Genomic DNA, 23,659 nt, shown 5'->3' with positions numbered 1-23,659 from the left:
GATTTCCCACGATCCTGTAGGAGCGAGGCTTGCCCGCGAAGAGGCCCTGACATCCAACACAATTCTTCTGAATTAACTCCCGCTTTCTGTGCGCCGACTACTCACCTCAGCCGGTACATCATCCCCCGCCATGCGCTTGCGAAACAGCGCCGCCCGCGCCAGCAGCAACGTGGTCACCGGCACCGTGATCGACAACAGAATCGGAATCAGCCAAGCGTGCAGCACCGGCCCGGACTTGAGCGCCGAAAAATAAATGATCGAGGCCAGCGCCACGCACCACGCTCCCAAGGTTGAGGCAAGTGCCGGCGGGTGCATGCGCTGGAAATAATCCTTCATCCGCACCAGGCCAATGGCGCCGATCAGCGCAAACAGACTGCCGAGCACCAGCAGGATCGCCACCGGTATTTCAACCCACAGAGACAGTTCCGCGTTCATTCGATCACCTCGCCACGCAGCAGGAATTTGGCCAGGGCAAACGAGCCGACGAAGCCGAACAGGGCGATCAGCAGCGCCGCCTCGAAGTAAGTGTCACTGGCGTACCGAATGCCCAGCGCCAGCATCATCAGCATCGCGATGATGTACAGGTAGTCCAGCGCCAGCACCCGGTCCTGGGCCGACGGGCCTTTGAACAGGCGAGTCAGGGTCAGAATCATTGCCAGGGAAAAAATGAACAGGCTCAGCAGGATCGCGTTCGACAGCAATTCGCTCATTCGAAGATCTCCATCAAGGGGCGCTCGTAGGTCGCCTTGAAGTGCTCGATAAACAGCGCTTCATCATCCAGATCGAACACGTGCAACAACAGGATACTGCGGTCCAGCGCCAGTTCCGACCAGACCGTCCCGGGGACCACCGTGCAGATCATCGACAGCGCCGCGAGGCCGTTGGCGTCGCGCAAGTCCAGCGGCACCTTGATGAAGCGCGAGCGCGGTGGACGGCGACCGGCGTTGAGCACGCTCCAGGCCACGACGAGGTTGGACACCAACACGTCGCGACCGACCAGGAAGAACAAACGCAGGATCACCCCCGGACGACCAATGCGGATCGGCAGCGGCCGCAGCTTGCGCATCATCAGTGGCGCGCAGAACCCCAATATTGCGCCGAGCAACAGGTTGCCGGGGCTCATCGACAGGTTCAGCACCAACCACAACAGCCACAATGCCAGCGACAACCACGGTGCCGGAAAAAGACGCTTCATGGCTGTACCTCCAGCATCGCCGCCTTGGCTTCCGGGCTCGGCACCACACGCGTACCCAGCACCGCCATGACGTATTGCTGCGGGTTGTTCAACGCATCAGCGGCCGCCTGGGTGTAGCGCAGCAGGGGGTCGGCCTTGAAGGTCAGCGCAACGCTCAGCCCCAGCAGGACGATGATCGGCACGCATTCGAAGCGGCGCAGTAAGGGCGATGGCCGCTCTTCGGGTGTCCAGAAACGCTGGATGCCCAGGCGCGAGAAGGCAATCAACGACGCCAGCCCGGACAGGATCAGCAACGCCAGCAAGCCCCACGCCGCGTTCGACACCGGCACATCGGTGCTATTGCCCAACCCCAGCGGGTTGAGCAGGGCGCTCAGCAAGCTGAGTTTGCCAATAAACCCGGACAACGGCGGCATGCCGATAATCAGCAGCGAGCAGGCAATAAAGCTCAAGCCGAGGAAGGCCATGGTCCAGGGAATCACCTGGCCGACCACGGCTTTCTGTTCGTCATCGAGGTTGATGCCTTTGGGCGGTTGCAGGGATTCCATCGGCCGAGGCAGCAGGTCGCCGTCGTCGAACAGCGGCATTTCATTGGCCGAACGTGAGCGCTCGATCAATTCGGCCAACAGGAACAGCGCGCTCAATGCCAGGGTCGAGCTGACCAGGTAGAACAGCGCCGCACCGATCAGGTTTGGCTGGGCAAAGCCGATGGCCGACAGCAGGATCCCCGCCGACACCAGAATGCTCAGGCTGGCCATGCGTTCCAGCCGTTGTGCGGCGAGGATTGCGACGCCGGCGCAGACGATCGTCGCCATGCCGCCGTAGATCAGCCAGTCGCCGCCAAAGTACGCCGACGCCCCGGCCTGGCCGGAGAACAGCAAGGTCCACAAGCGCAGCAAGGTGTAGACGCCGACCTTGGTCATGATCGCGAACATCGCCGCCACCGGCGCGCTGGCGGCGGAATAGGCCGGCACCAGCCAGAAGTTCAGCGGCCACATCCCGGCCTTGGCCAGAAACGCCACCGCGAGAATCCCCGCGCCGGCATGCAGCAAGCCGCGATCGGCTTCGGGCACCAACGGGATCTTCAGCGCCAGGTCGGCCATGTTCAGGGTGCCGGTGACGCCATAGATCAGCGCCGCGCCGATCAGGAACAGCGACGAGGCGAGCAGGTTGATCGAGATGTAATGCAAACCCGCCGACACCCGTGACCGACCCGAACCGTGGAGCATCAGGCCATAAGAGGCCGCCAGCAACACTTCAAAAAACACAAACAAGTTGAACAGGTCCGCCGTCAGGAACGCGCCGTAAAGGCCCATCATCTGAATCTGGAACAGCGCGTGGAAACTCGAACCGGCGCCGTCCCATCGCGCCATGGCGAACAGCAAGGCACTGACGCCGATGATCCCGGTCAGCACCAGCATCAACGCCGACAGGCGATCGACCACCAGCACGATACCGAACGGTACCTGCCAGTTGCCCGGCAGGTAGACGCCGATCGAACCGGGCACGCCAGTGGTTTGCGTCCATTGCAGCAACAGCACGGAAATCCCCAGGCCCAGCAGGCTGGAGAACAGGTTGATCTTGGCTTTTAATGGCCGATGTTTCTCGCCCAGCATCAGCATGAGGGCGGCGGTCAGCAGCGGGAGCAGAATCGGTGCGGCGATCAGGTGCGTCATCGCAGTCATTCTTTAGGCTCCCGGCCATCGACATGGTCGGTCCCGGTCAAGCCGCGCGAGGCCAGCAGCACGACCAGAAACAGCGCGGTCATGGCAAAGCTGATCACGATGGCGGTCAGCACCAGCGCTTGCGGCAAGGGGTCGGTGTAATGCAACAAGTCCTGCGGCACGCCGTCCTTGATGATCGGCTCCTTGCCGATGAACAGGCTGCCCATGCTGAAGATGAACAGGTTGACACCGTAGGACAGCAGGCACAGGCCCATCACCACCTGAAACGTCCGTGGCCGCAGAATCAGCCAGACGCCGGACGCGGCCAGGACGCCGATGGCGATTGCGATGACTTCTTCCATCAGACGGCTCCTTTGGTGGCGACGGATCTGGGCAGGGCAGCGGTCTTGTGACCCCGGACCGATTGGTGAGCGAGGGCAGTGAGGATCAACAGCGTCGAACCCACTACCACGGCGTACACGCCGATGTCGAAGAACAGCGCACTGGCGACGTGAATGTCTCCCAGCACCGGCAATTCGAAATGCCAGGTGTGGGTGGTCAGGAACGGATACCCGACCGCCATCGCGCCGAGTCCGGTGACCGTGGCGAACAGCAGGCCGGTGCCCATCCAGCGCAGTGGTCGCAGGCTCATTTGCGCCTCGACCCACTGGGTGCCGGCGACCATGTATTGCAGGATGAAGGCGACCGACATCACCAGCCCGGCAACAAAACCGCCACCCGGTTGATTGTGCCCGCGCATGAACAAGTAGAAGGACACCACCACGGCAATCGGCAGCAGCAGGCGCACCAGCACCGCCGGGACCATCATGAAGCCGAGCGCGGTGTCGCTGGCCTGGCGCGGGTTGACCAGGTCGGTGACCACGTCGGGCGCCAGCAGGCGTTGCTGGGCCGGCAATTGCAGGCTTTCTTTCGGCGGACGGAAGCGGCGCAGCAAGGCGAAGACGGTCAGGGCTACGGCCGCCAACACGGTGATTTCACCGAGGGTGTCGAAGCCACGGAAGTCCACCAGCATCACGTTGACCACGTTGCTGCCGCCGCCTTCGGGCAGGGCGCGACTGAGGTAGAACGAGGAAATGTGGTTGGGCGTCTGGCGCGTCAGCATCGCGTAGGACAGCAACGCCATGCCGCCACCGACGACGGTCGACAGCAACAAGTCGCGGATACGACGGATACGCGCCTTGCGCAGGGTGCTCGGCAGTGGTGACACCTCTTCGATCCGTCGAGGCAACCAGCGCAGGCCGAGGAGGATCAGCACCGTGGTCACCACTTCAACCGCCAGCTGCGTCAATGCCAGATCTGGCGCCGAGAACCAGACAAAGGTGACGCAGGTCATCAGGCCGCAGACGCTGACCATGGTCAGGGCCGCGAGCCGGTGATACTTGGCCTGCCACGCCGCGCCGAGGGCACAGGCAATCGCCAGCAGCCACAGGGTCACGAACACGATCGAACCCGGAATCTTCGGCCGGTCACCCCAGCTCAAGCTGCTGTGCAGCATTGGGATCAACCCGGCCAGCACGGCGGCGAGCACCACCAGGAACAATTGGGTTTGCAGGCGCTTGGTGCTGATCCGCCGCTCCAGCCGACGGGCCAGGCGCATCATGACCACCAGGCTACGTTCGAACAGACGCTTGCCGTTGAAGCGGCCAATGAGCGGTGGGTATTTGAAACGCCCGCGCTTGAGCTGATTGCGCAGCAGCAGGTAGAGCACGATGCCGCAGGACATAGCGATCAGGCTCATGATCATTGGCGCGTTCCAGCCGTGCCAGATCGCCAGGCTGTATTGCGGCAAGGTGCCGCCCACCACAGGCAGGGCCGCCGCGGACAACAGCGGGCCGACCACTTGCGCCGGGAAAATCCCCACGACCAAACAGGCGAACACCAGCAGTTCCACCGGCGCACGCATCCAGCGCGGCGGTTCGTGCGGGGTGTGGGGCAGGTCGGTGGCGGTCGGGCCGAAGAACACGTCAACGGTGAAGCGCAGCGAATAGGCGACGCTGAAAGTACCGGCGATGGTCGCCACGATCGGCAAGGTCATCTCGACCCAGGCCGTGGCGTTGATGAACACGGTTTCGGCGAAGAACATCTCTTTGGAGAGGAAGCCATTGAGCAGCGGCACACCGGCCATCGAGGCGCTGGCGACCATCGCCAGGGTGGCGGTGAACGGGATCAGCTTGATCAGGCCGCTGAGCTTGCGGATGTCACGGGTGCCGCTTTCGTGGTCGATGATCCCGGCGGCCATGAACAGCGAGGCCTTGAACGTGGCGTGGTTGAGGATGTGGAACACCGCGGCCACGGCGGCCAACGGACTGTTCAGGCCCAACAACAAGGTGATGAGGCCAAGGTGGCTGATGGTCGAGTAGGCCAGCAAACCCTTGAGGTCGTTCTGGAACATCGCACAGTACGCGCCGAGCAACAGGGTGCAGGCCCCGGCGCCGCTGACGATGTAGAACCATTCTTCACTGCCGGACAGCGACGGCCAGAGCCGCGCGAGCAGAAACACCCCGGCCTTGACCATGGTCGCCGAGTGCAGATAGGCCGAGACCGGTGTCGGTGCCGCCATCGCGTGGGGCAGCCAGAAGTGGAAGGGGAATTGCGCACTTTTGCTCAGGGCGCCGATCAGGATCAGGGGTAGCAGGATAGGGTAGAGGGCATGTGCGCGAATCAGATCGCCGGCGGCCAGGACCTTGTCCAGGTCATAGCTGCCGACCACATGGCCGAGCAGCATGACCCCCGCCAGCAAACACAAACCGCCCGCGCCGGTGACCATCAGCGCCATATAGGCGCCGCGTCGCGCATCGGCGCGGTGGTGCCAATAGCCGATCAACAGGAAGGAAAAGAGGCTGGTCAGCTCCCAGAAAAACACGATCTGGATCAGGTTGCCGGAGATCACCAGCCCGAGCATCGCGCCCATGAACGCCAGGAAAAATGCAAAGAACCGCGGCACCGGATCGTCCGGCGACATGTAATAGCGGGCGTATAAAGAGACCAGCGTGCCGATGCCCAGCACCAGCATCGAGAACAGCCAGGCGAAGCCGTCCATGCGCAGAACGAAGTTCAGGCCCAGGCTGGGCAACCAGAAGAATTCTTCACGAATGACGCCGCCATCGGCGATTTGCGGGTACAAGAGGGCAACCTGGATGGTGCCAATCAAAGCCACCAGGCCAGCCAACAAAGATTCGGTATTACGCGCGTTGTGTGGCAGCAAAGCCGCCAGACAGCTGCCGATAAAAGGCAGAAGCAGTAGAACTATCAGGGACATAGGCTTCTAATCTGCGGAAGTTTGTGAAGCATCATACGTGCCAGCTCCCGGATCACCAAACGCGAAGCTGTCGCAGAATCCTACAAAGGTAGATGGGAAAAGCCTGATTTACACTGTTTGAAAGGTATGTTTTTGGCAGGTCCGGCCCCTTCGCGGGCAAGCCTCGCTCCTACGGGTTTTGCGTCGTTCGCAAGTTCGGGTATCGACACAAAATCTGTAGGAGCGAGGCTTGCCCGCGAAGGCAATATGGCAGGCACTGAAAATCTTGAAGCTTAACCTTGGGTTTCCTGTTCCAACTCTTCTTCGGTCGCAGCCGCTTTACCCTTGGTCTTCAACTCACTCACAATCACCGCCGCCACAATCAACCCCGCACCCACCAGTGCAATCGCCGGCAACCGCTCCCCGGCGATCCTTCCGACAATCCCGGCCCACACCGGCTCACCCGCATAAATCAACGTCGCCCGAGTCGGCGAGACACTCTGCTGTGCCCAGTTCATCGCCACCTGGATCGCCGCGCTCGCGGCACCCAGGCCCAACGCGCTGCACAGCAACAGCCACGAGAAATCCGGAATCACTTCCTGAGTCGGCACCACCATCAGGAACGCCAGCACCGATGTCGTCGCCAATTGCACCACCGTCACCCGGCGCACATCGACTTGACCGGCATAGGTGCTGATCAGAATGATCTCCGCCGCAATCGCGACCGCACTGATCAACGTGGCGATTTCACCCGGACTGAAATTTAACGAAGCGCCCGCAGGCCCGGACAGCAACATCAACCCGGTAAACGCCAGCATGATCCCGAGGCTTGGCATCAGCCCCGGACGCCGCCCCAGCACCAGCCATTGCAGCAACGGCACAAAGGGCACGTACAGTGCGGTAATAAACGCCGACTGACTGCTGGGAATGCTTTGCAAACCCACGGTCTGCAAGCCGTAACCGAGCATGATCGCCACGCCGATAAAGGCACCGGCCTTGAGTTCGAACAGGGTCAGGTCTCGCAGGTGACGCCAGGAGAACAACGCAACAATGATTGCTGCTGCGGCAAAGCGCAGGCCGACAAAAAACATCGGTCCGCTGACGGTCATTGCATGCTGCACCAGCAAGAATGTCCCGCCCCAGACCATGGTGATCAGCACCAGCACGCACTCGGCCTTGCTGAACCGCGAGAAACGGGGAGAAGTGGGAGAGGCGTTCACAGACGTCATGACCTTGCGCGCTACCTGAGGGCGACGCACAATGCGCCGAATGTTGCGCAGTATACTGCCCAACCCCACCGAGTGAGCAATATAGTGCACAAAGATTCTACCCCGCGGGCTTCGGTCCTTCAGCACGTCAGCCAGAACGTCCGACGCCTGCGCCATGCCGCCGACATGAGCCAGGCCGCGCTGGCCGAAAAGTCCGGGGTCAGCCGGCGCATGCTGGTGGCGATCGAGGCCGGCGAGAAGAACGTCAGCCTGACCACCCTCGACCGCGTGGCCGAAGCGCTGGACGTGGCGTTCAGCGATCTGATTCAAGCCCCGGATGCCCGCGACCCGAGCCGCATCAACGAAGTGGCCTGGGCCGGAAAAATTCCTGGCAGCAAAGCCGTCTTGCTGTCCAAGGCCACCGCCACCCGCGAGGTGGAACAGTGGGAGTGGTGCCTGCAACCGGGGGAGGTTTATCCGTCGCAACCGGATGCGGAGGGGTGGAGTGAGCAGATCTATGTGTTCGAAGGCTGCCTGACGTTGATGCTGGGCGATACGCCGCAGCACATTGCTGCCGGTGAGTTTTTCATGTTCCCCAGCAACCAGCCCCATGCCTATCGCAACGATGGGCCGGTGGCTGCGCGGTTCGTTCGTAACGTGGTGATCTGACTGTTCGCCGGTCAACACAGGACAAATACATTACTGTTTTTAAGCTGCAAGTGTTTCTCTGATAAGTATCCTAACCTGTTGAAATATAACCGAATCAAGTTAAGGTGCGACGTCTGCTGAAGCTCTGGTGTATTCACCAGAATGCCGGAGTCGGCTCATGACAACTCCAGCGCAATCATGACTTCGGCAACGTCCTGAAGGGCTGCCGATTCGGCAGTGCTTTCTCCCAATCCAAAAGCAACAACTGGCGCTTTCGAAACCCGCATTCGCATCGATCAAGACACGGCGCAAATCGACGACAAGACGTTCTACTTTACCGGCGTTGATGACGCGTCCTACTTTGGTACTGCTTGATGAACCTTCCATGGGTTTGGCGCCTATTATCGTCCAGGAGATTTTCGAGATCGTCGCGCAACTCAATCGTGACGAGCAGGTGAGCTTCCTGATTGCCGAGCAACACATTAACGTGACACTGAACTACGCATCGACGGCCTACGTCCTCGATACCGGCCGAGTGGTGCTGTCCGGGAGCAGCGAGTCGTTGCTGGCGCGGGGCGATCTGCACGATTTCTATTCAGGCAAACATTGACCGGTGAGAACGCCATGACTCAAACCCAACGCGCACAGGCGACCGACGCCATCCGCCATGCGGACATCCTGATCGTCGGCGGCGGCCTTAGCGGCACGATGCTGGCGGCGCAGTTGTTGCGATTGCCTGGCAAGCGTTCGGTGCTGGTGATCGAGCCGCGCGCCGAACTCGGCCGGGGCGAGGCGTACAGCGCGGTCGAGCTGGGCCATACGCTCAACGGCAATGCCGCGCGCATGAGTGTTGACCCGGACAACGCCGACGACCTGACCCAATGGCTGACCGGGCACATCGCGGCGGGTGGCTGGCTGGAGTCCGATGAGCAACATGTGCCAGTCAGCGAGTTGTTCCCGCCCCGGGGCCTGTTCGGGGTGTACGTGCAGCAGCGTCTGGCAGAGGCGCAAGCGGTGGGGGCGGTGAACCGTTCGACGGTCGAGCATGTGCGGGCCGAGGTGGTTGATCTGCAAACCCGGGACGACTCGGTGCTGCTGACCCTGAGTGACGGGCAACGTTTGCAAGGCGCTTACGCGGTACTGGCCACGGGGATGTTTCCCGCTGCGCGCACACCGCAGACCGAATCCAGCGGTTTGAACGCGGCGGCGCTGGATCCGTGGGATGTCGCGGCCATGCGCCAGCTGGACCCGCAGTCGACGGTGTTGATCATCGGTTCGGGCCTGACCATGGTCGATGCCGTGGTGTCGCTGGAGCAGGCCGGGCATCGCGGGCCGATCGAAGTGTTTTCCCGGCACGGTTTGCTGCCGCACGTGCGCCGGCAACCGCCGGCCTGGGTGGATTTTCTCGCCGAGGATCCGAGCATTCGCACGCCTCGTCAGCTGGTGCGCGAACTGCGCCGGCATTGCCAGGACGCCCTCGCTCAAGGCATCGACTGGCAGGCACCGCTCGACACGGTGCGGGCGCATATTGGCCGGTTGTGGAATCAGGCGACGGACGCACAGCGTCGACAGTTTGTGCGGCACGTGAGGCCCTGGTGGGAAAGCCATCACCACCGCTCGCCGCCGTTGAGTGCCGAGCTGGTGGCACGGCTGCACAAGGAAGGGCGGTTGCGGATTCAGGCGGCGTCGTTCAAAGGGCTGGAATCGACGGTCGAGGGGCGGGTGAGCATCCGCATCCGCCGTCGTGGCGAGGTTGAAAGCACGGTGGTCAGCGGCGCGGCGTTGATCAATTCCAGCGGCATCGAATACGACTGGCGCCGGGTGGCCCGACCGCTGCCGCAGCAACTGCTGGCGCGCGGGTTGATTCGTCCGGGGCCATTGGCGTTGGGGATTGCAGCGGCGGTTGATGGCGCTGTGCTGGACGCTGACGGACAGGTCGCCCAACGCCTGTTCGCCATGGGCCCGCCGTTGCGCGGCATGTGGTGGGAAAGCACGGCCGTCACCGACGTGGCCAGCCAGGCCAAAGCCCTCGCCGAACGACTCGCCCGGTCGCTGTAGCCGCTGTCGAGCTTGCGCGGCTGCGTTCGGCGGCGAAGCCGTCGTAAAACCTGTGATCGCGGTTTACCTGAAACACCGCATAGCCTGATTTCACAACGGCTGCGCAGCCAAGGCCGCTTCAGGTGCTTTGCACTATCCCACCCCCCTGCGGTCGTAGTCTTCACAGGGCGGCGCGTCACTGCGCCGCCGCAACCTTGGAGATCCAATGAGCCAGGACGTCCTGACCACCGAAACCAATCGCCGTCAGTTGCAGCAGATCATCGCCGGTTTGTCCGATGGGGTGATTCTGCTGGAGCTCGATCAGACCATCCTGTGGGCCAATGACGCCGCGTTGGCGATGCATGGCGTCAGTCGGATCGGCGAGTTGGGTGTCAATGCCAGGGAGTACGCCAAGCGCTTTGCCTTGCGTTATCGCAATAATCACCCGGTACCGCCGGAAAACTACCCGCTCAGCCGCGTCGCCAAGGGCGAGACGTTCGCCGATGTGCTGGTTGAGGTGACGCCGACTGACGACGAAGATCGCACCTGGGTTCACAACGTGCGCAGCATGGTGCTGGCCGATAGCGCCGGCGAGCCGGAGTCGCTGGTGTTGATCATGGACGATGTCACGGAATGGGCCAGCGCCGAGCAGCGTTTCGAAAAGACCTTCAACGCCAATCCGGCACCGGCGGTGATCTGTCGTCTCAGCGATTTGCGTTACATCAAGGTCAATGCGGGCTTCCTGGAAATGACCGGCTATACCCGCGACCAGGTGATCGGGGTTTCGACCTATGAGCTGGACATTCTGGATGGGGCCGAAAAAAAAGACCTGGCCATCGAGCGTCTACGCAAGCACGCCACGATCCCGCAGATGCAGGCCGAGCTGAAATTGCCTGACGGCGGCAGCAAGCAAGTGATCGTCGCCGGTCAACCGTTGGAGTTCAACGAGGAAGACTGCATGCTGTTTTCCTTCGTTGACATGGAGCCGCGGTACAAGGCCGAGGTTGCCCTGCGCCAGAGCGAGGAGCGGTTTGCCAAGGCGTTTCGCCTGACGCCCGTGCCGACATTGGTCTGCGATGCCCGGGATCAGGTGGTGATCGACGTCAACGAAGCCTTCCTGGACACCCTCGCGTACCCCAGTGAAGAAGTGCTTGGCAAAACCGTTATCGAGCTCGACTTTATCGACGACAAAGGCGCGCGCACCCGCCTGTTTGCGGCACTGGAAAAGGCCGGAAGCCTGGATCGGGTTGACGTCAAAGTCCGCCGTAAAGACTCGACCTTGATTGACTGCACCGTGTCGGCCGACACCGTGAACATTCAGGACAACCCGTGCTACCTGCTGGTGTTGATGAACATCACCGAACGCAAGCGCACCGAGCTGGAACTGGTGTCGGCGATCGAGGAGGTGATGAAAGACGCTTCCTGGTTTACCCGCACGCTGATCGAAAAACTCGCCAACGTGAAGAACATCAACTCGCCGCAGTTGCCCAGCGTGTCCTTCACCGACCTGACCGCCCGCGAGCGCGATGTGCTCGGCCTGATCTGCGAAGGCCTGGCGGACAAGGAAATCGCAGCACGCCTGAAACTGGCACCGAACACGGTGCGCAATCATGTGTCGACGGTGTATTCCAAGCTTGATGTGCACAGTCGCAGCGAGGCGATTGTGTGGGCGCGGGAGCGCGGTTTGTTCTCCAGCGAGTGGAGGCCGAAGGGGCAGCGATAAGGTGCAAATGCACTAGATGGGGCAGTGCAAATAGATGTTCTGGCGGGCGCTGACAATTCTTAGTCTGTAAGGGTGCGACACGGGTCCTTGACCGGTGTCGTGTCCTCTACGAAAAAGCTTAAGGAACAGTCGCATGCTTGGCCAATTCAACAGGTTTTCAGTCGATGGGGTCAGCCGGCCCATGGGTGAATCGTAATGATTTATCTGACGCAATTGCGCGCGCAACTGGAACAGCACTTTTCCCCGCTGGCTTGTGAATGCAGCGTATCGGGTGACAACTCGGTGACGGTGAAACTGTATCACCCGGTGTCGGGGCAGGTGGATCTGGTGGTCAGTGGGTTGAATGTCGCGCACCTCAGGACCCCGGAAGCGGTTACGGCGTTGATTGAGGAGCTGCGTTATGAGCTTGAGAGCAATAGTCTGGATCGGCGGTCGGATGCAGTTTCGTAGGAACTGTCGTTTTTCAGCGTTGAAAAGGGGCTAAGTGCCTCATTTGCTGGCATTGGCAGCTGACTAGACTATAAGAAATGCGAGGGTATTATTTTCTGTGACCAGTCCGCGGCTTCGCGGCAGGGGTGTCGGGTCGCGGAAAGTGTCGATGACTTATCGCGAGACAGCCTATGAACAGCCTTGGGAAACGTGCTTTTTCGCCTCTGTCGCTCGCCTTCTGCGTAGCGATTCTCAGCGGTTGCGCCAGTCCGCCACCTCCACCGCCCGCCGCTCCACCGCCTGTACCGCAGCGCACGTGTGAAACCAATGAACAAACCGATGTGATGGGCGACGCGAGAGTGACGGAGGAAGTGACCCGGCAAACGACGCTGACCCGTTGCGTCACTCAGTAGGTCTGAGCGACCGCATCGTTGCTTTCTTCGTCGCGTTGAGTACGGATTTGACCCGGCACCCTCACCGGTGCCGAAACCCGTGGGCGCCTGAACCTCAGACGTCCTCGATCCTGACCCAGCGTGATTCGCTTGCCGCCAACCGGATCGCTGTCGCCAGACGTTCCACTTCCCACGCTTGCTCAAAGTCAGTCCCACCCTGTGAAAGGCCGGCCAGGGCCATCACCACGTCATGTACTTCCAGCGTCTTGAGTTCGTTGTATCCCAACTGATGACCCGCAGCCGGGCTGAATGCCGCGTAACCCGGCAGGTTCGGCCCCGCGAGCAAGCGCTGGAAGCCGTCCTGGCCGGCGCGATACAGCCGCAGCTCGTTCAAGCGCTCCTGGTCGAACGCCAGCGTGCCTTCCGTGCCGCTGATTTCGAAACTCAGGTGGTTCTTGTAGCCATGCTTGAGCCAACTGCTGCTGAATGTACCGCGTGCGCCGTTGGTAAACCGCAGCAGCGCGTGGACCTGATCGTCGACCGCAATGTGCCGTTGCTCCTGGCTGCCAGCCGTCGCAGGACGCAGCCGGTGTACGGTTTGAGCGTCGGCGCACACCGATTCGACCTCGCCCACCAGATAGCGCGCCATCGCCAGTAAATGACTGCCCAGATCCGCCAGCGCGCCGCCTGCGTGCTCGGCATCGCAGCGCCACGACCACGGCGACGCAGGATCGGCCATGAAATCTTCGCTGAATTCGCCCTGAAAACTGATGATCTGCCCCAGTTTGCCGCTGTCGATCAGCTCCTGGGCCAGCCGGATCATCGGGTTGTGCTGATAGTTGTAACCCACCCGCGTCACGACGCCCGCGGCGTTGGCGGCCTGACGCATGGCGTTGGCTTGCTGCAGATTCACCGCCAGAGGCTTCTCGCAATACACCGCTTTGCCAGCCGCGAGGGCGGCCATGGCCATGGGGTAGTGGAGGTGATTGGGTGTGGTGATCGCGACCAGATTGACCTTCGGGTCATCGATCAGCTGTTGCCAGTCGGTGTGAGCGGTTTCGAAACCCCAGGCGTCGGCGCAGTGCCTTGCGCGGTGTGGATCGGCGTCGGCGAGGGCGGCCAGTCTGAGATTCAGTGGGAGCTCGAACACCGCGCTGACGTTGCGAAAGGCCAGGGCGTGGGCGCGGCCCATGAATCCTGTGCCGATGAGTCCAATACCGAGTTCGCGCATAGCTGGGGGCCTTTTTGGGGTTTTTGTTTTTGGAAGGCTATTTATGGAATATAAATTCTCCAAATGCAATTAGTGGAATAATAATTCGTTTGTCGGCCTTGTTTCGGAGAGGTTGCGAGGCGCTATTGGCAAAATTCGGTGCACCGCCATTCCCGATCTCTACTGCCGCTCTGTCAGATTCTGAAATAAATCGTCTCGTATGAGGCGATCCGAAACATTGTAGGATCTCATCCCCAATTTATTTCAGGTCTATATGAACACCCTTCTGGAGCCTCCCAGTCGCTATTTTCAATCCACACCCTGTTTCAATTCGGTCTCCGCTATTCGGCGCAGGTCTCGTTTTCTAATATCGCTTGACCTCGAAATCCCTGCTGCAGGTCGCTCGGCGATGTCCTTCTGCAAGACGTCCCGTGTCATCTCCAAGGCTTCACCTCCTTGCCGACGCTCGGTGAAACCTTTCTTTCTTGTGCCTTTCGCCCTGAACATCAAATCCGCTCCGTCGAGCGGGCGTTCGTGTGTCCCTGCCATTCACTCATTCGCCCCCACTCTACGAGAGACTGAATAATTCCTATGGAATGGATTGCTGATCCCACGGCATGGCTTGGCCTGCTGACCCTGATCGTGCTGGAGCTGGTGCTCGGTATCGATAACCTTGTGTTCATTGCCATCCTGGCTGACAAGCTACCGCCAGAGCAGCGGGATCGTGCGCGTGTCATCGGGCTGTCCCTTGCGTTGCTGATGCGTCTTGGCTTACTGGCCAGCATCTCCTGGATGGTCACCCTGACCGAACCTTTGTTCGAGGTCTTCGACAAGACGTTCTCGGGTCGGGATTTGATCATGCTGTTCGGTGGTGTGTTCTTGTTGTTCAAGGCAACCATGGAGTTGCATGAGCGACTTGAAGGGCATGTGACACAACGCTCAGGCAATGCGGCCTATGCGATGTTCTGGCCTATCGTTGCGCAAATTGTGGTGCTGGATGCCGTCTTCTCGCTGGACGCTGTGATCACTGCCGTGGGCATGGTGGAACACTTGTCGATCATGATGATCGCGGTGATTTTCTCCATTGGCTTGATGATCATCGCGAGCAAGCCATTGACCAACTTCGTCAACGGGCACCCCACCGTCATCATGCTCTGCCTGGGCTTCTTGATGATGATCGGCTTCAGCCTCACCGCTGAGGGCCTTGGCTTCCACATTCCGAAAGGCTATCTCTACGCAGCGATCGGCTTCTCGATCCTGATCGAAGTGTTCAACCAGGTGGCTCGCTCACGCCGCAAGAAGAGCGTCCAAGGTCATCGCCCTATGCGTGAGCGTACCGCGCATGCCGTTTTGCGTTTGCTGGGTGGCCACAAGTTGGGGGCCGATGAAGTCGGCGAGGAAATCGCTGACATGCTGTCAGGCGCAGAGGCCGAGCAGGTTTTCCATCGACGGGAGCGCGTCATGATCAGTGGCGTGCTGCAGTTGGCGGAACGCCCTATACGCGGGGTCATGACCCCACGTGCGGAAATCGACCACATTGACCTGGCCGATTCCGCAGAAGACATCCGCACCTTGCTGATGCACTCGCCGTACTCCAGATTGCCGTTGATCCGCGAGGGACGCGTTGATGAGCCTTTGGGCTTCGTCCACAAGAAGGAGCTGCTCAAAGAGCTGTTGGCCGGTAACCAGCCCAACCTTGAAACCATTGCCCGCCAGGCCATCAACTTGCTGGACAGCTTCACGATTCTCAACGCACTGGAACAGATGCGCAAAGAGTCGACTCACATCGCTTTCGTGGTGAACGAGTTTGGTGACTTCATGGGTATTCTGACCATGACTGACATCCTCGAATCCATCGCGGGTGAGCTGCCGGATGCCAGTGAAATTGGAGGCCCGAACATCGTTGCCGAGGAGGGAGGTTTCCTCGTCAGCGGTGCGCTGAATCTCAGCCAGATTCGCGAACACATTGGCTTCCAGGCTAAAGCGACCGATGACTATCAGACGCTCGCAGGGTTGGTCATGAGTTTGCTGGATCGTCTGCCGGTCATTGGAGACAAGCTCAATTGGCAGGAGTGGAGCATGACCGTTGTCGAGGTCGAAGAGCGGCGTGTGACGAGGGTGCTGTTGCGTAAAGAGTGAGCCGGGACTTGCTCGGCAAAAGGCAGCCCTGAGGCTGCCTTTTGTTCATCTGAGCCGTAAATCAGGACAAGAACCCGCCATCCACATTCAACGAAACCCCGGTCGTGTAGCTCGACGCATCGCTGGCGAGGTACAGCACCGCACCGGCCATCTCGCTCGGATCCGCTACGCGCTTGAGTGGGATCTGCTGCAACGCGGTCTTCAAGATCGCGTCGTTCTTCACCAGGGCCGACGCGAACTTGGTGTCGGTCAGGCCAGGCAGCAGGGCGTTGCAGCGGATGCCGAACTGCGCGCACTCCTTGGCGAACACCTTGGTCATGTTGATCACGGCGGCCTTGGTCACCGAGTAGATGCCCTGGAAGATGCCCGGCGAGATGCCGTTGATCGAGGCAACGTTGATGATGCTGCCGCCGCCGTTTTCGCGCATCAGTTTGCCGGCTTCTACCGACATGAAGAAGTAGCCGCGGATGTTGACGTCGACGGTTTTCTGGAAAGCGCTGAGGTCGGTGTCCAGTACGTTGCAGAACTGTGGGTTGGTCGCGGCGTTGTTGACCAGGATGTCCAGGCGCCCGAACTGTTCCTTGATGCCGGCGAAGACCTGGCTGATCTGTTCCATTTCTCCGATGTGGCAAGCGACAGCGGTGGCTTTGCCGCCGGCGGCGATGATGGCGTCGGCCACGTGTTGGCAGCCGTCAAGCTTGCGGCTCGAGACGATAACGTGGGCGCCTTGCTGGGCCAGGAGTTTGGCAATGGCTTCACCGATGCCACGGCTGGCGCCGGAGACGAAAGCGATCTTGCCGTCGAGGTCGAACAACTGAGTCTTGGACATGGGATTCCTTTATAAAAAGTCTTGTTATCGGGCCAGGGGCGTAATCAAAGGCTGGATTTCTGGATGACCTGCAAACTCATCTGCTCCAGCAGTTTGTTCATGTGAATGAACTGCGCGAAGCGTTTGTCCTGGGTCTGACCGTGGAAGAAGCGGTAGTAGATCTGCTGCACGATGCCGGCCAGGCGGAAGAGGCCGTAGGTGTAGTAGAAGTCGAAATTGTCGATCTGGATGCCGGAGCGCTCGGCGTAGTAATCGACGAATTCGCGGCGGGTCAGCATGCCCGGGGCGTGGCTCGGCTGACGACGCATTAGTTGCACCGGCGCCGGGTCTGCGGCTTCGATCCAGTAGGCGAGGGTGTTGCCCAGGTCCATCAACGGGTCGCCGAGGGTGGTGAGTTCCCAGTCGAGCACGCCGATGATTTGCATCGGGTTGTTCGGGTCGAGGATCACATTGTCGAAGCGGTAGTCGTTGTGGACGATGCTGGAGGTCGGGTGATCGGCCGGCATCTTGTCGTTGAGCCAGGCCTTGACCGCTTCCCACTTCGGCGCGTCCGGCGTCAGGGCTTTTTCGTAGCGATCACTCCAGCCCTTGATCTGCCGCGCCACATAGCCTTCGGGCTTGCCCAGGTCGCCCAGGCCATAGGCCTTGTAGTCGACCCGATGCAGTTCAACGAACTTGTCGATGAAGCTTTTGCACAAGGCTTCGGTTTGCGCCGAGTCCAGGCCCAGTTCCGGTGGCAGTTCAGAGCGCAGGATGATCCCGTTGACCCGTTCCATCACGTAGAACTCGGCGCCGATCACCGATTCGTCGGTGCAGTGCACATAGGCCTTGGGGCAATACGGAAAACCGTCACGCAGCTGATTGAGGATGCGAAATTCGCGGCCCATGTCGTGTGCGGACTTGGCTTTGTGGCCAAACGGCGGCCGACGCAGGACGAACTCCTGCTCCGGGTATTCCAGCAGGTAGGTCAGGTTCGACGCACCGCCCGGAAACTGGCTGATCTGAGGCAAGCCACTCAAGCCCGGAATATGGGCCTTGAGGTACGGATCGATCAGGCTGGCGTCGAGTTCTTCGCCGGTGCGGATACGGGTGGACTGGTCAGTAAGCGCCATGCTTATCCCTTCTGCTTATTCTGGAGGCCTGCGATTATTGGCTAATCTAATGCGCGCACCTGGCACCCACAACCACGAACGGCCCTTATAGGTGAGCGTGTTGCCGGGCAATCATTGCTTTTGATACACCTGTTTGAATGACCCTCAGGGCGCAACGTTGCTCGGTGAGGCCGGCAGGGCAATGGGCGTCAACACGGGACTGCCGGAGAAGAATGCCACCAGGTTGCGACCCACCAGCTCCACGGTGCCTTGCGTGGCCTCCGGAGACAACCCTGCGACATGCGGCGTCAGGATCACGTTGGTCAGCGCCTTGAATGCATCCGGCACATGAGGCTCGGCATCGAACACATCCAGGGCGGCACCGGCAATGCGTCGCTGTTCAAGTGCGCTGACCAGATCTGCCGTGGCGATCACCGAGGCTCGAGCGATGTTCACGACGAACCCCTTGGGGCCCAGGGCGTCGAGGACGTGTTTATTGATCAGGTGTCTGGTGCCCAGGCCGCCGGGCGTGGCAACGATCAAAAAGTCCGAAGCACGGGCCAGTTCGGTGGGCGTCGAGCAGAAGGTATAAGGGACGTCGCTGCGATGCTGGCGGTTGTGGTAACTCACGGTCATGTCGAAGCCGGCAGCGCGTTTCGCAATGGCCATGCCGACCGCGCCGAGGCCGAGGATCCCCAGGCGTTTGCCGGCCAGGGAGGGGCGCATGATCTTCGGCCACTCGCCACGGCGTACAGCGGCGTCGCAACGGGGAATATCACGAACCAGCGCCAGCAACATCGCCATGGCATGGTCGGCGACTGAAGAGGCGTTGACGCCGGCGCCATTGGTGACGGTGATGTCTCGGTCGGCGGCGGCTTGCAGGTCGACGTGTTCGTAACCGGCGCCGATCACGCAGATGATTTTGAGGTTGGGCAGGGCGGCGATTTCATCGGCGTAAAGGCCCAATGGACCGCGAGTCAGTACCGCATCAATCTGAGGGCCATGCCGTGTGATGGCGGCGGCGCGCTCGGCCGGCGTCGGGGCCAGAATCAGGTGAAAGCCCTGATGTTCGAGAATCGGCAAGTAATCATTGATGGTTTCAACCAGTACCAGAACGGTTGCAGGCATGCTGGGCTCCTGTGGGCATCGGAATGTCGGTTCTCGAAAGTTGCTTCAGATTGCTGATTCCAGAGGAGTTTAGCAACGACAGGGGATTGCACACGCCGTTGATCAGACTGATTCACCTTGCGAGGTCAGAAAATGGCGGGCGGCGTCGAGAATCTCATCAGACAGTTCATCCCCCCGCGTGGCGCGGGCCAGGGTCAGCGCGCCAACCATCAAGGAATAATCCACCAAGGCTTGTTGGCGATTGGCTTCGGGCTGATCCGAACCCATCAAAGGGGTGAGCATCTGCAACAAAGCTTCCAGCCCTTCGGTGTAGGTCTGGTGCAAGCCGCTTTCGGCGGTTTCATGGCACATGTCGCCGGCAAACGCCGTGACCGGGCAGCTTTCGCCCGGATTGTCGCGATTGGCCGCCGACAGGTAGGGCGCGATGATGCTCGCGCGGGCCGAGACGTTGTCATCGTTGGCGTCGATTTTCTGTTTCCAGCGTTCCATCGACTGGGTGAACGCCCGAGTGCAGGCCTCCTTCGCCAGCGCTTCCTTGGAATCGAAATGGCCGTAGAACCCGCCATGGGTCAGGCCGGCCGCGCCCATCACATCGACAACGCTGATCCCGTGCAGGCCGCGCTCGCGAAACAGGCGTGTGGCGGCTTCAACGATAATCTCGCGGTTGAGTTCGGCTTGTTTACGGGAGACTCGAGGCATGGCGGCTCACAGGTGTTGAGAGTGTATGGGTGACTGCATCATAGGGGGCAGTGGGTCGCGTGTCAGGCCGCTCAAAGGGCGTATTGAGCAATGCCGTTGCCAAACGACCAGTTCTCTTTCTTCACCTCCACCAGATTGATAAACACATCTTCCAGGCGCACCGCCAGTTCCGTGTTGAGGCTCTCGGCGATGGTTTTATAGAGGAGTTTTTTCTGCTCGACGGTGCGGCCTTCGCTCAGGGTGATCTGAATCATCACCAGGCTGTCGGTGCGATTGATGCCCAGGTAGCCGGGATCAAAGATGAAATGCTGTTCATCGTGCTCGGCAAGAATCTGGAAGTTATCGTTTTCCGGCACGCCAATGGCGCTGTGCATGGCAGCGTAAATCAACTGCCCGACACGTTTGGCGAAAACAGGGTCTTGATGCTTTTTGATATCGACGCGAACAAGTGGCATGAGAGGACTCCGCAATCAAGGCTGCCGGTCAGCAGTCAGGATTGAAAGTACAGGACGCTTCTTCTTTATCAAATAGATGTTTTAAAACATCTAATTGGTAAAAGCGCCAGGAAATCTGATCCGCATAACCGCTCCTCAGCTAAGTCTTTGCTTCTGTTGATTAATCCCGGACAATCGCGCCCCTGTTTCGGCCAGGGCGCTGCCCGTCGGATTTTTCCGACTCGTCCTGACCGGGTAGCAAATGACCGGAATGCGGAGATCTCACCGGATGAATGATCAGGCCAATAGCGTCGACGAACGCTATGTAGCGGCGACACCAGCGACTCTCACCAGCTGGAATCGCCATGACACCACCTGGATGCTGGGCCTGTTTGGCACCGCCATCGGGGCCGGCACTCTGTTTTTGCCGATCAATGCGGGGCTGGGCGGTTTCTGGCCGTTGCTGATCCTGGCGGCATTGGCGTTTCCCATGACCTTCTATGCACACCGTGGCCTGACCCGTTTCGTGCTGTCTGGACGCGAAGGCGCGGACATCACCGAAGTGGTGGAAGAACACTTCGGCATCAAGGCCGGTGCACTGATCACCTTGCTGTACTTCTTCGCGATCTTCCCGATCCTGCTGATCTACAGCGTGGCCCTGACCAATACCGTGGGCAGTTTCCTCGAGCATCAACTGCACATCATGCCGCCACCGCGCGCCGTGCTGTCGTTGGTGCTGATCCTTGGCCTGTTGGCCGTGGTGCGCTGCGGCGAGCAGGTGATCGTCAAGGCCATGAGCCTGATGGTGTACCCGTTCATTGTGGCGCTGCTGTTCCTCGCGGTGTTCCTGATCCCGCACTGGAACGGCGGCATCCTGGCCACGGCGTCGACCCTGCCTGAACCCTCGGCGCTGCTGCACACCTTGTGGCTGGCGATTCCGGTGATGGTGTTCTCGTTCAACCACTCGCCGATCATCTCGGCGTTTGCGGTGGACCAGAAACGTCGTTACGGCGAACACGCTGAAAAACGCAGCTCGCAGATCCTGTCCCGCGCCCACATCTTGATGGTGGTGATGGTGCTGTTCTTCGTCTTCAGCTGCGTGCTGACCCTGTCGCCGGGGCAACTGGCGGAAGCCAAGGCGCAGAACCTGTCGGTCCTGTCGTACCTGGCCAACCACTTCAGCAACCCGACCATCGCTTTTGCGGCGCCCTTGATTGCATTTGTGGCCATTTCCAAATCGTTCCTGGGTCACTACATCGGCGCCAGCGAAGGGCTTAAAGGCCTGATCGTGAAAAGCGGCAAACGCCCGGCGCCCAAGACGCTGGACCGCATGACCGCCGCGTTCATGCTGGTGGTGTGCTGGATTGTCGCGACCCTGAACCCGAGCATCCTCGGCATGATCGAAACCCTCGGCGGCCCGGTCATCGCGGCGATCCTGTTCCTGATGCCGATGTACGCAATCCGCAAAGTGCCGGCGATGGCGCGCTTCCGAGGTCAGGCGTCCAATGTCTTCGTGACGGCGGTGGGCCTGGTAGCGATTACGGCGTTGATCTATTCGCTGACGGCCTGATAGATGCTTTTGGGGCTGTGAGGCTGCTTTCGCGAGCAGGCCCGCTCCCACAGGTTCTGCGCGGTCCTTGTGGGAGTGAGCCTGTTCGCGATTGGAGTGACTCGGTCCTCACGTTGACCAGGCCGTGAGCCGCTCATTTGTTCATGGCATAAAAAACGCCGCTCATCTCTCGATGGGCGGCGTTTTTTATTGTGCAGCAGAACTCACCTTCCTGACCCAGCGCACCCGTTGCCCGGGATTAGCGACTAAGCTTGCGCCTGCATCAGCGCGTCGTAGACCGTTTGCCGCAGGATTGCCCCTTTCTCTGGAGACGCTTTATGGCAGGTGCCCACGGCGCATCGGTGCAACCCCGTGCCGATACACCTAACCGCTGGCTCGACGTCCTGGCCGGTTTGTCGATTGCCGGTTTGTTATTGCCCGAAGCGGTTGCCTATTCCAGTATCGCCGCGCTGCCGCCCCAGGCGGGGGTGATTGCGTTGTTTGCCGGGCTGCTTTGCTACGGACTGTTCGGCACCAGTCGTTTCGCCATTGTTTCCGCGACCTCATCCTCGGCAGCGGTGCTGGCAGCCGCCACCGCGACGCTGGCCAACGGTGATTCAGGCCTGCGCATGACCCTGGCGGTCGGCCTGGTGCTGGTGACCGGTGGTTTCTTCCTGTTGGCCGGGCTGTTCAAGCTCGGCAGCGCGACCTCGTTTATCGCCAAACCGGTACTGCGCGGCTTTGCATTCGGGCTGGCCGTGACCATCATCTTCAAGCAAGTGGCGAGCATCGTTGACGTGCACTTGAGCAACGGCAACCTGATCCGTTTCCTGCCGCAATTGCTGGAGCAATGGCCGCAGTGGAATCGGGTTGGCTTGCTGGTCGCAGCGGTGGCGCTGCTGGTGTTGTGGGTGTGCGCACGTTTTCGGCGATTACCGGGAGGCCTGCTGGTGGTGGCGCTCGGCATTGCTGCCGGCCAATGGCTGAACCTGCCGGCCTACGGAGTGAAACTGATCGGTGTGATCGACCTGAGCCTTGAAGTGCCCCGCCTGCCGGTGCTGCCGTTTGCCGACTGGCTGCACCTGGGGGAATTGGCGTTTGCCATGGTGATGATTCTGTATGCCGAATCCTATGGATCGATTACCTCGTTTGCACTCAAGCATGGTGACCGGGTTTCCTCGAACCGCGATCTGCTGGCCCTCGGTGCGGCCAATCTGCTGTCAGGCCTGTTCCATGGCATGCCGACGGGCGCCGGTTACTCCGCGACGTCGGCCAATGAGGCGGCCGGTGCCGGTTCACGCCTGGCCGGTGCGGTAGCGGCGGGGGTGGTGTTGCTGATTGTCTTGACCGTGTTGCCCTGGATTGCCTTGACGCCCGAGCCGGTGCTGGCCGCCATCGTCATTCATGCACTGGCGCGCGGCTTGAGCCTGCAGCCATTGGGTCGGTATTTCATCTGGCGTCGCGACCGTTTGCTGGTGATTTGCGCGGTGGCCGCCGTGTTGGTGCTTGGCGTGCTGGACGGCTTGCTGGTGGCGGTGGTGATCAGCGTGGTGCTGATGCTCAAACAGATGTCTTCGGCGGATATTCAGGTACTGGGGCAAATGGGTGACGGTCATGATTATGTCGACCTGCAACGCCATCCCGATGCCCGGGCAATCCCCGGCGTGCTGATCGTAAGGCCCAGCGAGGCGCTGTTTTTTGCCAACGTGGAGCGCATTTTGGGCGGTGCACTGCATCTGGCCCGGCACGCGCAGCCGCCGGTGCATACCGTCATTCTCAGCCTGGAAGAATCCCCCGATCTGGACGGCACCAGCATCGAAGCGCTGGAAGCGTTCTTTTTGCAGGTGCGGGCGCTGGACATGCTGTTAATCCTGGCGCGGCTCAAGCACGAAGCCAAAGCGGTGCTCGCACAGTTACCGACGCAGGAACTGGAGCAGGTGATTCTCAGTGGCTTGAGCGTCGACGGCGCAGTGCAGCAAGCCCTCAATCCATCTACATAACCTGTGGGAGCGGGCTTGCTCGCGAATG

The 23,659-nt window shown here is 60.5% G+C and carries 20 protein-coding genes and 1 pseudogene; 8 read left to right on the top strand and 13 right to left on the bottom strand.

The genetic code is table 11. The features are described 5' to 3' along the window. Positions 1–72 precede the first annotated feature (72 nt). The 7 genes from ACA051_RS17025 to ACA051_RS16995 form a co-directional block, all read right to left on the bottom strand. The gene (locus tag ACA051_RS17025; protein ID WP_010459660.1) at positions 73–435 is read right to left on the bottom strand and encodes a Na+/H+ antiporter subunit G; all 363 of its coding nucleotides are present in this window, start codon (positions 433–435) and stop codon (positions 73–75) included. After that, positions 432–710, bottom strand: a complete 279-nt coding sequence (locus tag ACA051_RS17020; RefSeq protein WP_497371006.1) for a K+/H+ antiporter subunit F — start codon at positions 708–710, stop codon at positions 432–434. The genes ACA051_RS17025 and ACA051_RS17020 overlap by 4 nt, the downstream gene beginning before the upstream one ends. Beyond that, entirely contained in the window at positions 707–1,195 is a 489-nt protein-coding gene (locus tag ACA051_RS17015; RefSeq protein WP_497371004.1) for a Na+/H+ antiporter subunit E, read from the bottom strand. Before ACA051_RS17015 ends, ACA051_RS17020 begins: the two co-directional genes overlap by 4 nt. Next, complete coding sequence (locus tag ACA051_RS17010; protein WP_497303354.1) at positions 1,192–2,877, bottom strand: monovalent cation/H+ antiporter subunit D; 1,686 nt, start codon at positions 2,875–2,877, stop codon at positions 1,192–1,194. Before ACA051_RS17010 ends, ACA051_RS17015 begins: the two co-directional genes overlap by 4 nt. Beyond that, positions 2,874–3,218, bottom strand: coding sequence for a Na+/H+ antiporter subunit C (locus ACA051_RS17005; protein ID WP_007986256.1), 345 nt, complete (start codon positions 3,216–3,218; stop codon positions 2,874–2,876). Before ACA051_RS17005 ends, ACA051_RS17010 begins: the two co-directional genes overlap by 4 nt. Further along, a complete protein-coding gene (locus ACA051_RS17000) occupies positions 3,218–6,136 on the bottom strand; it encodes a monovalent cation/H+ antiporter subunit A (RefSeq protein WP_497303352.1) in 2,919 nt (972 codons plus the stop codon). Before ACA051_RS17000 ends, ACA051_RS17005 begins: the two co-directional genes overlap by 1 nt. A 272-nt stretch (positions 6,137–6,408) precedes the next feature. Further along, a complete protein-coding gene (locus ACA051_RS16995; protein ID WP_497303350.1) occupies positions 6,409–7,434 on the bottom strand; it encodes a DMT family transporter in 1,026 nt (341 codons plus the stop codon). On the opposite strand from ACA051_RS16995, the gene ACA051_RS16990 reads away from it, so the two are divergent. The 5 genes and pseudogenes from ACA051_RS16990 to ACA051_RS16970 all read left to right on the top strand — a co-directional run bounded on the left by ACA051_RS16990 (position 7,429) and on the right by ACA051_RS16970 (position 12,181). Continuing rightward, positions 7,429–7,992 (top strand): helix-turn-helix domain-containing protein, encoded by a 564-nt coding sequence (locus ACA051_RS16990; RefSeq protein ID WP_497303348.1) that lies wholly within the window; start codon positions 7,429–7,431, stop codon positions 7,990–7,992. The two genes, ACA051_RS16995 and ACA051_RS16990, sit on opposite strands and share 6 nt — an antisense overlap. 319 nt (positions 7,993–8,311) lie before the next feature. Next, positions 8,312–8,581: pseudogene (locus ACA051_RS16985) on the top strand (ATP-binding cassette domain-containing protein); the annotation flags it as partial. Between the two features lie 14 nt (positions 8,582–8,595). After that, positions 8,596–10,029, top strand: a complete 1,434-nt coding sequence (locus ACA051_RS16980; protein ID WP_497371002.1) for an FAD/NAD(P)-binding protein — start codon at positions 8,596–8,598, stop codon at positions 10,027–10,029. Positions 10,030–10,234: 205 nt separating this feature from the next. Beyond that, the gene (locus tag ACA051_RS16975) at positions 10,235–11,731 is read left to right on the top strand and encodes a helix-turn-helix transcriptional regulator (RefSeq protein ID WP_497303345.1); all 1,497 of its coding nucleotides are present in this window, start codon (positions 10,235–10,237) and stop codon (positions 11,729–11,731) included. Between the two features lie 195 nt (positions 11,732–11,926). Next, positions 11,927–12,181, top strand: coding sequence for a DUF1652 domain-containing protein (locus ACA051_RS16970; protein ID WP_497303343.1), 255 nt, complete (start codon positions 11,927–11,929; stop codon positions 12,179–12,181). Positions 12,182–12,667: 486 nt separating this feature from the next. On the opposite strand, the gene ACA051_RS16965 is transcribed toward ACA051_RS16970, so the two are convergent. Further along, positions 12,668–13,783: a Gfo/Idh/MocA family protein gene (locus ACA051_RS16965; RefSeq protein WP_497371000.1), complete on the bottom strand. Its 1,116-nt coding sequence runs from the start codon at positions 13,781–13,783 to the stop codon at positions 12,668–12,670. A gap of 570 nt (positions 13,784–14,353) precedes the next feature. On the opposite strand from ACA051_RS16965, the gene ACA051_RS16960 reads away from it, so the two are divergent. Beyond that, entirely contained in the window at positions 14,354–15,901 is a 1,548-nt protein-coding gene (locus ACA051_RS16960; RefSeq protein WP_497370998.1) for a TerC family protein, read from the top strand. 61 nt (positions 15,902–15,962) lie between these two features. Here the strand turns inward: ACA051_RS16960 and ACA051_RS16955 are convergent, their stop codons facing one another. The 5 genes from ACA051_RS16955 to ACA051_RS16935 all read right to left on the bottom strand — a co-directional run bounded on the left by ACA051_RS16955 (position 15,963) and on the right by ACA051_RS16935 (position 20,103). Continuing rightward, the gene (locus ACA051_RS16955; protein WP_219093920.1) at positions 15,963–16,730 is read right to left on the bottom strand and encodes an SDR family oxidoreductase; all 768 of its coding nucleotides are present in this window, start codon (positions 16,728–16,730) and stop codon (positions 15,963–15,965) included. Positions 16,731–16,774: 44 nt separating this feature from the next. After that, on the bottom strand, positions 16,775–17,842 hold the full coding sequence (locus ACA051_RS16950; RefSeq protein ID WP_497303337.1) for a phosphotransferase family protein: 1,068 nt from the start codon (positions 17,840–17,842) through the stop codon (positions 16,775–16,777). Between the two features lie 144 nt (positions 17,843–17,986). After that, positions 17,987–18,949: a 2-hydroxyacid dehydrogenase gene (locus ACA051_RS16945; RefSeq protein ID WP_497303335.1), complete on the bottom strand. Its 963-nt coding sequence runs from the start codon at positions 18,947–18,949 to the stop codon at positions 17,987–17,989. Positions 18,950–19,051: 102 nt separating this feature from the next. After that, positions 19,052–19,648 carry a TetR/AcrR family transcriptional regulator gene (locus tag ACA051_RS16940; protein WP_497370996.1) on the bottom strand — a complete coding sequence of 199 codons (597 nt, stop codon included), beginning with the start codon at positions 19,646–19,648 and terminating at the stop codon, positions 19,052–19,054. A 71-nt stretch (positions 19,649–19,719) separates the two neighbouring features. Next, complete coding sequence (locus tag ACA051_RS16935) at positions 19,720–20,103, bottom strand: tautomerase family protein (protein WP_497370994.1); 384 nt, start codon at positions 20,101–20,103, stop codon at positions 19,720–19,722. A gap of 268 nt (positions 20,104–20,371) precedes the next feature. Between ACA051_RS16935 and ACA051_RS16930 the strand changes: the two genes are divergently transcribed. Together ACA051_RS16930 and ACA051_RS16925 are read left to right on the top strand one after the other, a co-directional pair. Next, the gene (locus tag ACA051_RS16930; protein WP_497303329.1) at positions 20,372–21,652 is read left to right on the top strand and encodes a serine/threonine transporter; all 1,281 of its coding nucleotides are present in this window, start codon (positions 20,372–20,374) and stop codon (positions 21,650–21,652) included. 317 nt (positions 21,653–21,969) lie between these two features. Further along, the gene (locus ACA051_RS16925) at positions 21,970–23,631 is read left to right on the top strand and encodes a SulP family inorganic anion transporter (protein ID WP_497370992.1); all 1,662 of its coding nucleotides are present in this window, start codon (positions 21,970–21,972) and stop codon (positions 23,629–23,631) included. Positions 23,632–23,659 lie beyond the last annotated feature (28 nt).

It is taken from the genome of Pseudomonas sp. LBUM1669 (assembly GCF_059695705.1).
The sequence above is the reverse complement of the archived record's forward strand: the minus strand, read 5'-3'. Positions and strand labels throughout refer to the sequence as shown.

What these genes read in the sequence shown, in the direction of transcription:
- ACA051_RS17025 (WP_010459660.1), bottom strand. Translation starts at nt 435, where the DNA reads ATGAACGCGGAACTGTCTCTGTGGGTTGAAATACCGGTGGCGATCCTG.
- ACA051_RS17020 (WP_497371006.1), bottom strand. Translation starts at nt 710, where the DNA reads ATGAGCGAATTGCTGTCGAACGCGATCCTGCTGAGCCTGTTCATTTTT.
- ACA051_RS17015 (WP_497371004.1), bottom strand. Translation starts at nt 1,195, where the DNA reads ATGAAGCGTCTTTTTCCGGCACCGTGGTTGTCGCTGGCATTGTGGCTG.
- ACA051_RS17010 (WP_497303354.1), bottom strand. Translation starts at nt 2,877, where the DNA reads ATGACTGCGATGACGCACCTGATCGCCGCACCGATTCTGCTCCCGCTG.
- ACA051_RS17005 (WP_007986256.1), bottom strand. Translation starts at nt 3,218, where the DNA reads ATGGAAGAAGTCATCGCAATCGCCATCGGCGTCCTGGCCGCGTCCGGC.
- ACA051_RS17000 (WP_497303352.1), bottom strand. Translation starts at nt 6,136, where the DNA reads ATGTCCCTGATAGTTCTACTGCTTCTGCCTTTTATCGGCAGCTGTCTG.
- ACA051_RS16980 (WP_497371002.1), top strand. Translation starts at nt 8,596, where the DNA reads ATGACTCAAACCCAACGCGCACAGGCGACCGACGCCATCCGCCATGCG.
- ACA051_RS16975 (WP_497303345.1), top strand. Translation starts at nt 10,235, where the DNA reads ATGAGCCAGGACGTCCTGACCACCGAAACCAATCGCCGTCAGTTGCAG.
- ACA051_RS16970 (WP_497303343.1), top strand. Translation starts at nt 11,927, where the DNA reads ATGATTTATCTGACGCAATTGCGCGCGCAACTGGAACAGCACTTTTCC.
- ACA051_RS16965 (WP_497371000.1), bottom strand. Translation starts at nt 13,783, where the DNA reads ATGCGCGAACTCGGTATTGGACTCATCGGCACAGGATTCATGGGCCGC.
- ACA051_RS16960 (WP_497370998.1), top strand. Translation starts at nt 14,354, where the DNA reads ATGGAATGGATTGCTGATCCCACGGCATGGCTTGGCCTGCTGACCCTG.
- ACA051_RS16955 (WP_219093920.1), bottom strand. Translation starts at nt 16,730, where the DNA reads ATGTCCAAGACTCAGTTGTTCGACCTCGACGGCAAGATCGCTTTCGTC.
- ACA051_RS16950 (WP_497303337.1), bottom strand. Translation starts at nt 17,842, where the DNA reads ATGGCGCTTACTGACCAGTCCACCCGTATCCGCACCGGCGAAGAACTC.
- ACA051_RS16945 (WP_497303335.1), bottom strand. Translation starts at nt 18,949, where the DNA reads ATGCCTGCAACCGTTCTGGTACTGGTTGAAACCATCAATGATTACTTG.
- ACA051_RS16940 (WP_497370996.1), bottom strand. Translation starts at nt 19,648, where the DNA reads ATGCCTCGAGTCTCCCGTAAACAAGCCGAACTCAACCGCGAGATTATC.
- ACA051_RS16935 (WP_497370994.1), bottom strand. Translation starts at nt 20,103, where the DNA reads ATGCCACTTGTTCGCGTCGATATCAAAAAGCATCAAGACCCTGTTTTC.
- ACA051_RS16930 (WP_497303329.1), top strand. Translation starts at nt 20,372, where the DNA reads ATGAATGATCAGGCCAATAGCGTCGACGAACGCTATGTAGCGGCGACA.
- ACA051_RS16925 (WP_497370992.1), top strand. Translation starts at nt 21,970, where the DNA reads ATGGCAGGTGCCCACGGCGCATCGGTGCAACCCCGTGCCGATACACCT.